The sequence below is a fragment of the Nostoc sp. LEGE 12447 genome (assembly GCF_015206985.1).
In the GTDB taxonomy this organism is placed as follows: Bacteria; Cyanobacteriota; Cyanobacteriia; order Cyanobacteriales; family Nostocaceae; genus Nostoc.
On sequence record NZ_JADEXT010000062.1, the window covers coordinates 1 to 15,000 of the forward strand.

Annotated in this window: 5 protein-coding genes; 2 read left to right on the plus strand and 3 right to left on the minus strand. The window is 53.1% G+C overall.

Translation table 11 applies throughout. The features are described 5' to 3' along the window. Nucleotides 1–1,793 precede the first annotated feature (1,793 nt). Nucleotides 1,794–2,438, plus strand: coding sequence for a hypothetical protein (locus IQ274_RS32795; RefSeq protein WP_194144786.1), 645 nt, complete (start codon nucleotides 1,794–1,796; stop codon nucleotides 2,436–2,438). A 29-nt stretch (nucleotides 2,439–2,467) separates the two neighbouring features. Here the strand turns inward: IQ274_RS32795 and IQ274_RS32800 are convergent, their stop codons facing one another. From IQ274_RS32800 to IQ274_RS32810, 3 genes are all read right to left on the minus strand, one after another. Beyond that, nucleotides 2,468–2,878, minus strand: coding sequence for a hypothetical protein (locus tag IQ274_RS32800; protein ID WP_228058542.1), 411 nt, complete (start codon nucleotides 2,876–2,878; stop codon nucleotides 2,468–2,470). 103 nt (nucleotides 2,879–2,981) lie between these two features. Continuing rightward, a complete protein-coding gene (locus IQ274_RS32805; RefSeq protein WP_194144788.1) occupies nucleotides 2,982–3,335 on the minus strand; it encodes a hypothetical protein in 354 nt (117 codons plus the stop codon). 62 nt (nucleotides 3,336–3,397) lie between these two features. Continuing rightward, entirely contained in the window at nucleotides 3,398–3,652 is a 255-nt protein-coding gene (locus IQ274_RS32810) for a hypothetical protein (RefSeq protein ID WP_194144789.1), read from the minus strand. 10,451 nt (nucleotides 3,653–14,103) lie between these two features. Between IQ274_RS32810 and IQ274_RS32815 the strand changes: the two genes are divergently transcribed. Further along, nucleotides 14,104–14,607: a hypothetical protein gene (locus IQ274_RS32815; protein ID WP_194144790.1), complete on the plus strand. Its 504-nt coding sequence runs from the start codon at nucleotides 14,104–14,106 to the stop codon at nucleotides 14,605–14,607. Nucleotides 14,608–15,000 lie beyond the last annotated feature (393 nt).

A 15,000-nucleotide genomic window follows, 5' to 3' on the forward strand; every position in this document is an offset into this window, starting at 1 on the left:
AGCTCTTGTTTACGGCGTAAACGAAAAAAGTTTTGCGATCATGGCCGTGGCGCGCGTCGGCGTCGGATTCGGCGAACCCCTCCTCATCGCCATGCAAGCCATACTGGTTTGTATTATTTTTTATATTTATTATATTAATTATAACGTATTTTTAATATAAAACAAACAAAAGGTATTGTAATAATTCAATTACTTTGTGATTAATTTCTCAAGCTGATTTATTTTTTTTTATACAGTGCCAGAATTTCATGGAAGGATTTTGGCTCAACCTTTCGTTTTCGATGAGCAACGTTTGGGGCCAGATCGGAAACGCAGGTACTTATCCAGTCAGCTGCAATATTTGTGATATGAATTATTATTATTGTGATTATTGTATTTATTATTGCAAAGAATGGTCATGAAAAAAAATCTTGATTTAATTCATGGATGATATAGTTGCGTTCACACTGTTACCACAAATTGCGAAGAGAGGCGTTCTCACTGCATTCATGTTCGCCTGGTGGTACCGTACCCTATTATTTATTCATTTTATTTTATTTTATTTATTTATTTATTTATTAAAATAATACCAAAAAATTACATATTTAATATTATATAATGATGTAATTTTGGAATATTAAAAATATCGAGCAGCAGATAATATTATTTTTCCAGCGTACCGGCATTTAGTTTGTTGACGTGTTCGGTCTACGCGATAATTGACCGGCCCCGAATAAGAGAAATTCTCAAAGGTATCGTACAATTCACAAAACAATTATATTTATGTTTAAAAATTATATTCGCTCATGTAATTTTATCTGCATAAACAAAAAACGCTGTTTCTATCATCTACTCAAACTAATATTAGTAGTCAAATTGTTAACTTAACTATTTTTTTAAAAAAAATTCAAGTTAAAATGGTGGGCGCAACTGGAAGCAAGATGCGATTGGCAGACGTGAAGAGCTTCTCGGCGAGCTACTGGTGCCTCAATTTGATCAACTGCCTCACCACGTGCTCCATCTTCATGGCCATGTCCTTCGGCCCTCTCTTCCTCGTCGAATCCGCAGGCACGTACTATTATCTTATTATTACATAATATTATGTTATTATTATATTATATTAGCATACTCTATTATATTATTTCTCGAGCGATAGGATACCTTGTAATTTTTAGCATATCTAGAATATATTTTTACTAGACGATTTGTATTTATTATTGTATTAATTTTGATATATTTATAATTTCAGGCTATACTCCCGAGGTTGCGGGACTTGTTATCGGGGCGATGAATTTGACGGTCCTCTTGGCACCGGTCGGCGGATGGGCCCTCGACATAATAGGTAAACAACAATTATTTTTTTTTAAAAAAAAGACTATGAATATTTAAACAATTTTAATAGCCCAGACATGTCTTCATTTTATAGTTTGACCAACATTAACGCTTTGACAACATCCAATTACAAAAAAAATTTAAAAAATTTAATTTTTTTTTTTTTTAAAAAAACAGGGCATCGGGTGGAGGTGTGGTTCGGGTGCTGTCTTTTGATGACGGCGTCGTTCGTTATCCTTTCGATGGAGCGGATGAATCCTTTCGTTTGGCTGATGCTCATCGGCGCCGCGTTCGCCCTCCTCAACTCCTCCGTCGGCGCTTCCATGGCTCTAGTCGGTACGAAAGGATTTTTTAAAATTGGTTTTATTAATGTTTTAATTGACACTAAACCTTGTATTTAATGATTTTAATACTTAGCTGTAATGCTGATTCAAAGAATAGTTCAGCATTTCTAACAAATTTCTTATTTTATTTATTTACCAGTGCCATCGCATTTGTTTGGGACGGCGTATGGGCTGGCGGGGGTGACGTTCGTGATTTCGCTTCTCCTCATTCCGACGATCATCGGCACGGCGCGCAACATCACCGGCTCCTACGCGGTGCCGATGCTCATCTTCGCATTGATAAACTTCGTCGGCGTGATCATCGTGATCGCCCTCTGGTTCCTCGACTCTGGTTCGATGCACGTGCTGAGCAAAACAGCCAATGAAATCGACGCCATGCTCGCAGCGAAGAAAGTCGAAGAGTTGAGGACGGCATCGAATTTGGCTGATGAAGAGGTCCATCGGTTAGGTTCATCAGATGTTGAGAATAAACAAGGAGGAATGGAGACGACGAGGAGGCGGAAAGGTTTTGGTGGTGAGGAAGGAGGTGTACATGAAGGTGAGGATACGGAGAGCGATGGATTGGGAAGCAGGACCGGCTCGATCGAACTGGACGATTACGTGGGAGCGGTGCATGGGCAGTTTTTTGTGAAGCATGTGGAAGTGGACAGGGAACAGGTGGAAGAGATGATCGCGGGCATGACACCACACCTCTCCGCAAATGAAAGCACGCCTTTATTGCAAGGAGGAGCCAATCCAAGTGCCTCTCGTGTCGGATACTCTGAAACAAAATTTTATACTTGAAGCTTTCGTATTGCCTTCGACGGCTTTCTTTATTGTCCGCTTGTGGTCGGTTCCTCTTCCTCCTCCTTTCTGAAGAACGGGTTCGTGAAGATGACGTCGAGTTTGCGCTGTCCATCGTCGAGCACCCGTTCCAAACTGCTCAACAGCTCTTCGTTCCCTCCTCCTGTTCCAGACGAACTCGACACACTACCAACCTCTTCTTGTTTCTTTTTCCGTCCCTTTTCGATCAGGTCTCGGATCTGCCGCCGCTCGATCTCCACCGCCGCCTTAAGTAATTCGGCCACGGCGAAGCGGTCGCGCTCGAGAGTGTCGTGGGCGTTGAAAAGTCGCTCGTCGGCTTGAGCGCGCATTTGACGCAAGTTAGTGTCGACCCCTTTGCGCACTTCGCGGGTGACCATCTGCTGGAAGCTCGCCTTGTCCACCACCATGTGACCTGCCAAGAAGTGTTATTGTAAAAATTAATTATTTATGAAATTGGTAGGAAACTTGTAGCAGAAATAATTGATCACATTTGTTCAAAATAATTCATTTTCTAAATAAATGTTAACAGATAACTGAAAATAAATCTATGTGGTGATTTGTCAATATGTAACCTTCTTTGGGAACCGTGGCGAGCTCGAAGGAACCGGCAGGGAGGGACTTGAGGTGATCGAGGGAAGGGATGGTGGAGAGGAGGCTGTACGTCCTCCTCACGCTGGCCTCGTCCATCGCCTCCACTTGGGATCGAGGCACCGAACCCACGCGGAACACTTCGAATATGCCCACCCTCTCCTGCTGCTGCTGTTGGCCATCGCCCCCTCCCCCTCCTCCGCCGCCACTTTCCATAATGCGAAAAATTAATTGAATGACAATCAATATTTTCCTGCTATCAAAAATTTCTATGATAAATAATAACATTGTTTCATTTTAAAGGCATAGGAGATCAAGTCCCAAAATAATACAAATCGTAGTAATAATATTCATTCCTTCTGCTCTTCCTTTCCCTTTCCCCCATCTTCTTCGTTCTCTTCTTCTTCCTCATCCTCTTCCTCCTTCTTCTTTCCTTCCTCTTCTTCTTCCTTCTCTCCATTTCCACTTCCTTCACTTCCTCCTTCACCTCCTCCACTACTTTCAAAGTCCTTCCACATGAGTTGGCTTCGATAGGCGATGTTCGTGAGAGTCTTTTGTAGTCCTCCGTGGACTCCGACGATGGTCCTCCTCTTCTGGACATCCATGTACGCGTCCTCCCACGACATGCACTTCAACTTCATCAAATACAGAGTCACTATTCCAGCCGACCTGAAAGTAGAGATAAACAAGTACGTTAATATAATTTAGTATTTTCCCTATTTAATTTAATAAATAATAAATATTATTTTGCAATCCTTCCATGGAAGGAAATAAAACAAAAAAAAAAAAGTAGGATTCGGTAAACAAAAATGGATAATAATTTTTTTAAATAACATTTAATACCAACAATAATAATTGATGTTTCACCTGTTGACGCCACCGAGACAATGTACGAAGACGTTGCAGGTGGTGCGGTGGTGGTGGATGAAGTTGAGGGCGGCCTCCACCTTCTCCAGCTCGACCCCCTTGTTGGCGTCGTGGTCCTCCAACGGAAGCGCATGAACCGTCGCCGGATAACCTAGATAATCATTTTGTTAGCAAATAATAATAAAAATTCAAAGAGTGCTTGTATTTCGTTATTCGGGGTTTACATAAAAAGTTTTTCTTTCTATAAACAGTTGGAGTAATGCACTTCGTACCTACCAAATTAAAATAAATGTGCTTTTAAAGCGTTCAGATTTATATTATAAACTACCAAAATTACACTGTCAGATTAGTTTGGTTAACAAAAAAAAAAAAACGGATGGGAGATATGGGGGGCCATCATCCGCGGCTCGCGGGCACATTGGGCAGCCCTGGTCACGTCCATGGAGGAGCACGCATGTGGGCCTACCCAAACAGCTTGGGGCGGCGGCGGCCATGCGACCCATTGTGCGGCAAAGGACCTCGCCATGTCGAGCACATCCGCCATACATTTTTTTGGCTCGGATGTTTGGGTGGGACGGACCTCTGCGACGCGACCCTGGTGTGCGTTGGCCTCACTCGCTGACCGATGTGCATGCTGCACGCATTCATTCTCTCGTGAGTTGGTGTACATGGGAGTCAACGGTGAGGTGACACCAGACCCTCCAAAATCGAGCCATCTCGATCGCATGTACGAATGAACATCGGGTGGAGCGAGTCTTTCTCGATGTGCGCCGACCTCATGCAAACAGCGACGCCTGTGGTGTGGGGGTTGACCGTGATGTGCCTGGGTGCGCGTGGGGGTCGAAGGCATGGAGGAAGGCGGACCCTCGGACTCACTGTTTTGCGTGTGTGTGTGTGTGGGTGGGAGATGGGGGGACGTCTTCCGCGGCTCGCGGGCACATTCGTCGGCCTTGGTCGTGCCCATGGGGGAGCATGCATGTGGGGCTAACCAGACAGCATGGGTTGGCTTCGGCCATGCAACGCGTTGCACGGAGGCGGGCCTCCCCAATTTCCCCTCCCCATACATTTTTTTCAAAAAAAATCGGGTTGATGGAATCGTGACAACACGACCTCAACCAGTGGCCACCTCACGCACAAGGGGATGCGCGCTGTGTGGCCACGGACCGCGACGTGCATGGGTGAGCATTGGGGTCGAGGGCATGGGGGACGGTGGGCCCTCATATTCGGCCAGCATGCACTCATTAATTTTATTTTTTTTTAAAAAAAAAAATTTGTATGGGGGAGATATGGGGAGCCGTCTTCCTCGACTCGCGGGCACATTCCTCGGCCCTGGTCATGCCCATTAGGGGGCACACATGTGGGCCTATCCGAACAGCTTGGGGCGGCGGCGGCCATGCGACCCACGGCGTGGCAACCGGCCGCGCCACATCCCGCCCTCCAAATTGGCAAACATTGGGATGTTCGGACCGCTGCAGTGCGACTTTTATGCGTGACCGCCTCACGCACCGGGGGACGTGCACGACGTGGGCATGGACCGCGACATGTGCAGAGGCCCGTGGGGGTCGACGGCATGGCGAACGGCGGACCTTCAAATCGATGTGCGTAAGAGTAATGTGGGGGAGATGGGGAGCCATCTTCCTTTGCTCGCGGGCACATTCCTCGGCCCCGCTCGTGCCCAAAGGATGCGCGCCTGGGAGGCTATCGAAAGAGAGTGGGGTGGCAGCGGCCATGCGACCCATTGCGTGGAGAGGGGCCTCCCCATTTTCGGTCACCCACACATTTCCATCATGCGGACTTTTGGATGGTTGACTGGCTGCGACGCGACATCGATGTGTGACGAACCCACGCCCGTATGGACGCGCGCACTGCGTTGGTCGATCGAGACGTGCTTTGGCCCGCCTGAGGGTCCATGGCAGTGGGCATGCTGGACCCTCAGGCTGATCTTGTAGGACGAATGGGTGGGGGGAGATGGGGAGCCGACTTTCCCTGCTCGCGGCCACATTCGTCGGCCCTGGTCAGCCCACGGGATCAGGCACACCCTGGGGCCATCTGTTTCGCGTGTGGCGGCGGCGGCCATGCGACCCACAGCGTGGCAACCGGCCTCGCCACGTCCCGCCCCCCAAAATTGACAAACACTGGGATGGTCGGATCGCTGCAGTGCGACTTTTATGCGTGGCCGCCTCACGCACCGGGGGACCTACACGATGTGGCCACCAACTGCGGCGTGCACAGAGGCCCGTGGGGGTCGAGGATTCCGCGAACGGCGGACCCTCACATTCGTATGTGTGGGAGTGGGAGATGGGGAGCCGACGTCCTCAGCTCGCGGTCACATTGGTTGGACCTGATCAGGCCCCAAGGACGACACACCCATGGGGTCATCCAATGCATGTGGGTCGGCCGCGGCCATGCGAGCCATTGCACGGAGAAGGCCCTCCCCCATTTCCGCTCCCCATACAATTTTTTTTCTTCAGAAGAGACATGAACTTTTTTGTGATGGTCGGCTCGCTGTGACGTGATGTCCATTCGCGACCACCCCACGCGCAGGGCCGTGCGCACGCTGCGCCCGTCAGCCGTGGTGTGCTTCGACCCGCTTGGGGGCCCGTGGCGGCGGGCATGGCGGACCCTCAGTGGATGGTGTGAGCGTGTGGAGGGATATGGGGAGCGGTCCTCCACAGCTCGCGGTCACATTCGTCGGCTCTCTTCAGGCCTCAAGGGTCACGCAGCCATGGGGCAATACATTGCGCGTGAGTCGGCCGCGGCCATGCGACGCGTCACACGGATCTCGCCCTCCTCATTTTTCCCATTCCCCATTCATTTTTTTTTCCCGACACGAACGTTCATCAGGGGTGATCGGATCACGCAATGCGACTCCAGCGAGCGACCGCCTCACGCACAAGGGGCCGCGCACAATGCGGCCACGGACCGTGATGTGCATGGGCGCGCGTGGGGGTCGATATCGGGGTGAAAGGCCGACCCTCAGGTTCCTATGTCGGTTTGTGCGGGTGGGGATCTTTGGTGGCCATCTTCCGCAGCTCGCGGCCCGCATTGCCAGCCCCAGTCGTGTGGGGAGGGAGGGGACATGTGGGGCCCATCTGTTGCGCGTGGGGTGGCCGCGGCCGTCCGAGCCGTTGTGCGGAGATGGGCCTCCCCATCCTGGGTCAGCATGAGAACCAACTTTGCGATGGTCGGCTCGGTGCGACGCGATATCAACGTGTGACCACCCCACGCGCAGAGCGATGCCCACAGTGCATCAGTCATCCATCGCGTGCTTCGACCCACGTGGGGGTCCATGTCGTGGGGCACGGCGAACCCTCAGAAAATCCGCCGAATATATGTGTGTGCGTGTTTGGGGATGAGGAGCGGTCTCCCTCGGCTCGCGGGCACATTCACAGGCCCCGAACTCGCCAAGGGCAAGAATACATATGGGCCCATCTGCTGCACGTGAGTCGGGAGCGGCCATGCGACGCGTCGTGCGAAGATGGGCCTCCCCATCCTCAGTCAGTATGAGAACCAACCTCGGGGTGGCTGGCTCAGCGCAGCGCGATATTGACACGTGACCAGCCCACACGCAGAGCGATGTATACGCTGCACTGGTCATCCGTGGCGTGCTTTGGCCCACGTGGGGGTCAATGTCGTGGGGCATGGCGGACCCTCAAGAAAAATCTGCTGAATATATGTGTGTGCGTGTTTGGGGGTGGGGAGCGGTCTCCCTCGGCTCGCGGGCACATTCACAGGCCTCAACCTTGCCACAGCTGAGAACACGCCCGGGCCAATCGGTTGCGCTTGAGATGGGAGCGGCCATGCAACCAGTTGTGCGGAGACGTGCCACCCAAAGAGTACACATATTTTTTTTCCCCCCCACAATGGACCTGGCCAGCTCGGCGCGACGCGATATCGACGTGCGACCATCCCACGCGCAGAGCGACGCATGCAGTGCATTCATCATCAGCAGCACGCGTCAACCCATGTGGGGGTCCATGTTGTGGTGGGAAGTGGACCCTCAAGAAATCCACAGAATGTGTGTGTGTGTGGAAATGGGGAGCCGACTTTCTGGAGCAGCGGGCACATCGGTGGGCCCCGATCGAGCCACAAGGGAGGACACATGCGGGGGGTATCGATGTCGGTTGGGGTGGCCGCGGCCGTGCGACCCGTTGTGCGGGGATGGGCCTCCCCATCCTCGGTCAGCATGAGAACGAACCTCGTGATGGTCGGCTCGGTGCGACGCGAAATCGACGTGCGACCACCCCACGCGCAGAGTGATGTATACAGTACACCTGTCATTCGTGGCGTGCTTTGGCCCGTGTGGGGGTCCATGTCGTGGGGCACAGCGGACCCTCAAAAAATCCGCCGAATATATATGTGTGCGTGCATTTGGAGATGGGGAGCGGTCTTCCTCGGCTCGCGGGCACATTCACAGGCCCCGATCTCGCCACAGGCAAGGGTACATATGGGTCCATCCACTGCACTTGAGTCGGCAGCGGCCATGCGACCCGTCGTGCGGAGACGTGCCACCCGAAAAGTGCACACATATTTTTTCCCCCCCCCACCAATGGACCTGGCCAGCTCGGTGCAACGTGATATCGACGTGCGACCAGCCCACGCGCAGGGCGTTGCGCACACCGCGTTCGTCAGTCTTTATGTGCTTCAGCCCTTGTGAGGGTCCAGGGCATGGGGCACGGCGGACCCTCGGGAAATCCGATCAAAATTTTGTGCATTTTTGGTGGTGATGGGGAGGGGCCTTCCTCGGCTCGCGGGCACACTCTCAGGCCCCATTCTCGCCACGAGAGAGGGTACATATGGGCCCATCCGTTGCACGTGAGTCGGCAGCGGCCATGCGACCCGTCGTGCGGAGATGGGCCACCCGAAATGTACATACATATGTATATATTTTCCCACATGGACCTGGCCATCTCGGTGCAGCATGTTATTGATGTTCGACCAGCCCACGCGCAGGGCGATGCATGCAGTGCACACATCGACCGTGGCGTGCTCTGGCCCGCGCGAGGGTCCACGTCGTGGTGGGAAGTGGACCCTCGAAAAAATCCACCGAACACGTGTGGCGTGTGCGGGAGAGATGGGGAGGGGACTTTCTGGGGCAGCGGGCACATCGGTAGCCCCTGGATAAGCCACGAGGGATCACAGGCGTGGGGGGTACCGATATCGCTTGCGATGGCCGCGGCCGTGCAAAGCGTTGCGCGGGGATGGCCCTCCCCATGCGACTCTTTTTTCCCCACCCGGATTTGGCGATGGCCGGCTCAGCGCAACACGATATCATCATGCGATTGGCCCACGCGCAGAGCGACACATGCGCTGCATTCGTCATCCGCGGCGTGCTTCGACCCACGTGGGGGTCAATGTCGTGGGGCACGGCGGACCCTCAGAAGTTCCATTTAACATATGTGGAGATGGGGAGGGGACTTGCTCGGCTCGCGGGCACATTCGTGGGCCCCATTCTCGCCACGAGAGAGGGTACATATGGGCCCATCCGTTGCACGTGAGACGGCAGCGGCCATGCGACGCGTTGTGCGGGGATGTGCCACCCAAAAAGTACACAGACAGAAATATATTTTCCCACATGGACCTGGCCAACTCGGTGCAGCGCGATATCGACGTGCGACCACCCCATCTGCAGAGCGATGCACACAGTGCACGCGTCGACCGTGGCGTGCTCTGGCCCGAGCGGGGGTCCACGTCGTGGTGGAAGGCGGACCCTCAAAAAAATCCACCGAAAATTCATGTGTTGTTTGCTGATGGGGAGGGGACTTGCTCAGCTCGCGGTCACATTCGCGGGCTCCCATCTCGCCGCCAGCAAGGATACATGCGTTTCTATCCGTTGTGCTTGAGTCGGCAGCGGCCATGCGACCCGTCGTGCGGAGATGGGCCACCCCCATAAATCGTTGATTTCCGCACGATGGACCTTTGCGATGGCCAGCTCGGCGCAACGCCATACTACCATGTGATGAGCCCACACGCAGAGAGATGCCCACGGTGCACTCGTCATCAGCGGCATGTGTCGACCCATGCGAGGGTCCACATGGCGGTGGGAAGTGGACCCTCAAAAAAATCCACCGAAAATTCATGTGTTGTTTGCTGATGGGGAGGGGACTTGCTCAGCTCGCGGTCACATTCGCGGGCTCCCATCTCGCCACCAGCAAGGATACATGCGTTTCTATCCGTTGTGCTTGAGTCGGCAGCGGCCATGCGACCCGTCGTGCGGAGATGGGCCACCCCCATAAATTGTTGATTTCCGCACGATGGACCTTTGCGATGGCCAGCTCGGCGCAACGCCATACTACCATGTGATGAGCCCACACGCAGAGAGATGCCCACGGTGCACTCGTCATCTGTGGCATGCGTCGACCCATGCGAGGGTCCACGGCGTGGTGGGAAGTGGACCCTCAAAAAATCCACTGAATGTGTGTGTGTGTAGGGGATATGGGGAGGGGCGTTTCTCAGCTCGCGGTCACATCAGTGGGCCCCAATCTCAGCACAGGCGAGAACGCATCTGGTTCTATCCGTTGTGCTTGAGACGGCAGCGGCCATGCGACCCGTTGCATAGGAATGGGCCTCCCCCATAAATCGTTGATTTCCTCACAATGGACTTTTGTGATGGCCGGCTCGGTACAATGCCATACTAATGTGTGACCAGCCCACGCGCAGAGAGATGCCCACGGTGCGCTCGTCGTCTGTGGCGCGTGTCGACCCATGCGAGGGTCCACATGGTGGTGGGAAGTGGACCCTCAAAAAATCCACAGAAAATGTGTGTGCCTGGGGAGCCGACTTTCTGGGGCAGCGGGCACATTCGACGGCCACAGTCAAGCCACAAGGGAGCACAAATGTGGGGGTATCGATATCGCTCGCGATGGCCGCGGCCGTGCTACCCGTTGCACGGATAGGGGCCTCCCCATTTTCAGGTGCTGTACAAAACCTGTGCAAATGATTCTAGTTGGTCAGCCCGCCGCAACGCGTCACCATTATGCGATGAGCCCACGCATGTAGGGATGCCCGCAGTGCACTCATCATCCGTGGCATGTGTTGGTCCGCGTGGGGGTCCACGTCACGGGGCACGGCGGACCCTCAGGAAATCCCACTGAAGAATGTGTGTGTGGGGAGCCGACTTTCTGGGGCAGCGGGCGCATTCGATGGCCACAGTCAAGCCACAAGGGAGCACAAATGTGCGGGTATCGATATCGCTTGGGATGGCCGCGGCCAGGCAATGCGTTGTGCGGAATTGGGCCTCCCCATGCGAACTCTTTTTCCCCACACGGATTTGGCGATGGCCGGCTCGGCGCAACGCGATATCATTACACGACCGGCCCACGCGCAGGGTTTCGCCCACGCCGCGCTCGGCAATCTCGGTGTGCTTTCGCCCACACGGGGCTCCACGTCGTGGTGGAAGGCGGACCCTCAAAAAATCCACCGAATGTGGACGCGTGTGTCTTTGGAGATGGGGAGGGGACTTCCTCGGCTCGCGGGCACGTTCGCGGGCCCCAATCTCGCCACGGGCGAGGACACATCTGGGTCAATCTGTTGTGCTTGAGACGGCAGCGGCCATGCAACCGGTCGTGCAGAGACGTGCCACCGAAAAAGTACACGCACATATTTTCCCACATGGACCTGGCCAGCTCGGTGCGACGCGATATCATCACGCGATGACCCCACGCGCAGAGAGATGCCCACGGTGCACTCGTCATCAGCGGCATGTGTCAACCCATGCGAGGGTCCACATGGCGGTGGGAAGTGGACCCTCAAAAAAATCCACCGAAAATTCATGTGTTGTTTGCTGATGGGGAGGGGACTTGCTCGGCTCGCGGGCACTTTCGTGGGCCCCGATGTTGCGACGAGCGAGAACACATGTGGGCCCATCCGTTTCACATGAATCAGCAGCGGCCATGCAACTGGTCACGCAGAGACGTGCCACCCAAAAAGTGCACACATATTTTTTCCCCCCCCCACCAATGGACCTGGCCAGCTCGGTGCGACGTGATATCATCATGCGACGAGCCCACGCGCGCAGGGATGCCCGCAGTGCGCTCGTCATCCATGGCATGTGTTGGTCCACGTGGGGGTGCACGTTGTGGGGCGCGGCGGACCCTCAGGAAGTTCCACTGAAAATGTGTGCGTGTGGGAGTGTGCATGGGGGGGGGATGGGGAGGGGACTTCCTCAGCTCGCGGGCACATTCATGGGCCCATATCTCACCACGAGTGAGGACACATCTGGGCCCACCTGGTTCGCGTGAGACGGGAGCGGCCGTGCAACCCGTTGCGCGGATACGGGTCTCCCCATGGATCGTTTTCCCCACACCGATTCTGTGATGGCCGGCTCGGTGCAACCTGATGTCGATGTGCGACGAGCGCACGCGGAGGGCGTTGCGCGCACCGCGCTCGACATTCGTGGCGTGATTTGACCCGTGTGAGGGTCAATGTCGTGGGGGCACAGTGGACCCTCAAAGCCACACTGAAAAACGTGTGCGTGGGTGCGACGGATTGGGGGCCGACTTTCTCGGCTCGCGGTCACATTCGTCGGACCTGACCAGGCCAGTGGGCGCGCATGCGTGCGGGGGTACCGATATTGTTTGGGTTGGTCGCGGCCATGCGATGGGTCGTGCGGAGATGGGCCTCGCCGTGTTCGCTTCTCATATGATTTTTTTTTCCCCCTCAATATCATTATCTTCTCTGGATGAACAAACGCATGGGACCCCTGCAGACGCGGCCTCCGTGGTACCCACGAAGGGTCTGGCATGATGTGCTCATCGTTTGTGACATGCACTCGTTCTGGTGTTTCGAGAGTTTGATGATGAACGGATGCACGGACCCTCGAGTTGCAGATTGCCGGTGCGGCGGGCACATCGATTGGATACGGACAAGGCCATGCGAGTGCCTGTCCGACGTACCATCCAACCGACGCGCGTTGGCCGCGGCCGTGCGACGTGATGACGAGCAAAAAGCAGTTTGAGGGTTCTGCCCACACATAACTTTTTTTGTAAAAAAAATAAAAAATACAAAATTTTATAAATAGAAAAGATATATTTCCATCCTTATGTTTCTCAGGTCGCGGGCACATTGGTGAGCCCCAATCACGGCCACCAATGCGCACACATGTGGGCTATCCATCACACCTGTTGCAGCCGCGGCCATGCAATGTGGTGCTGCGCACCTTCGCTTCAAAGGTCCACGATTTCATTTCATCCCAAACCCGTCGACCTCCAGAGGCCCAACAAAGGAGTCGCCCACCAGAGTGGGAACGAATGAACCCTCAAAGAAGGCGAACAGCAACCGCAGCTCGGCAGTGGCACGTCAAAACGCATCGCCGCCAGGCAGGGGGGCTGTGGGCAGGCATGTGACCCCATCGGCGGGGTCAGCAGTCGCCTTGCATCTCGTCCCCCTCAGACCCTCAAACGAATCGATCCCCTATGCATGTGTGCACGTGGGTGTCACCAAAAATGGTAAGTGGCAACGTCCATTTGGAATTTATTAATTAAAATTTGTTGGGAAAAAAAAAATGATTGGGAAAAAAGATGATCGAGGCATTTTTCCATGGCCCTTGTGACCCATTCAGCCGACAGAAGGTGGGACCATACGCAACTACGTGCAGGCTCCCAGGCGATGTGGATGGATCCCTTCAGCAGCGTCGCGTTGGACAGTTGTGGCCCTCACAAGGAATGAGCGAAAAACTTGTGCACGCCTTCTTCGAGCACAGAATGCGCCAACCGACCAACCGTGCACATCAGCTCCATCCCCAACACCCTGGCACTCGGAGGTGGTGGTTGGTTCCGCCGAGCAGCATCAGGTTGGGACCCACCAACAGGGGCCCAAAACAATGATTGGGGACCATGGGGTGCACTTTTCTCAGGCCCTCCTCCATCATTCCGTCGACAGAAGGCCTCCGCACACTCACCAGCCCGAGTGCTCACCGTTGGTGTGGATGGCGTGGCACAGCAGCGTCGAATCGGACGGCAGGAGCCAAATTCGGAAATGAGTGGCATTTGGGCACCGAAAATCATTGGGAAATGTGGGTAAAATCAGGAGAAATGAGAGGACGAGCGAGGGGCATCAATTCGTTGAGGGAAAATGCCAAAGAAGTGGCGGTAACACTTTGGTCGAAAAGTGAGAAGATTTCAAAAAAAAAAAAATTCGATGGTGTGACTGGATCAAAATTAAAAAAAAAATTAAAAATCGAACAAGTTTTTTGTTTTTTCAGCAGAAAACTGCCGATGATGATGAGAGTTGCAATGGAGGTGTGCACGGCAGCCCACGAAGACGATCGACATCACAGCCATCAACAGGTTTTTTTTTATTCCAATCAACTAAGCACGGAAAAGACCAGGAAACCAAACGAAGCCGTCGCCATGCAAGTGGCGAACGTCCCCAAGTCGAGAAGTCATCGCAGCCAATCAACCCTGAAGGTAGACCCTCGAAAATCGGTCGAAGCAAAAAAAACAAGGTCGTTCGCGTCGGTCGTCGAAATCGACCGACCAAACGAAAGCATCGACATGAAGGCAAACGAAAAGGGCCACCGATGAAGGCCAAAGAGGCGTTTGAAGGGACAAACCCTCAAACCCAGGGAGAGAAAAAAAAAAAAACCGAAAAAACGATTGAATCGAAGCGAAAGAAAAAAAAAAAGAAGAAGCAAACAAAAAAAAAAAAATACCAAGTCAATAAAAAAAAATTTTTAATAAAAAATACTAAATAATAAATAATAATAATAAATAATAATAATTGATAAATAAAAAACCAAAGTCCAAAGGGTCATAACGTTCGATCGGTTCTGACGAACCCTCGAATATGAGTTGCAAAAAAAAATAAAAAAAATAAGCAATCGAAAGAAAAAAATAAATAAATAAATAAATAAATAAATAAATAAATAAATAAAAATAAATAAATAAAAAAAGAGAGAAAAGAGAAAGAGAGAGAGAGAGAGTAGAAAAGAGTGGGAAGAAATCACGAGAACAAAGGCTTAATCTCAGAGGATCGTAGAAACAAGTCTACTCTGCCCCTTACAATACCCCGTTCTTTATATAAGTCGTCTGCAAAGGATTTGGTCCTCCTCGATATTTGCAATTGGGATTCGGGCGCTAGGGCCGAG

Bases quoted from the DNA above. Each gene is read 5' to 3' on its own strand.
- IQ274_RS32805 (WP_194144788.1), bottom strand. From the start codon at position 3,335: ATGTTATTATTTATCATAGAAATTTTTGATAGCAGGAAAATATTGATT.
- IQ274_RS32810 (WP_194144789.1), bottom strand. From the start codon at position 3,652: ATGGATGTCCAGAAGAGGAGGACCATCGTCGGAGTCCACGGAGGACTA.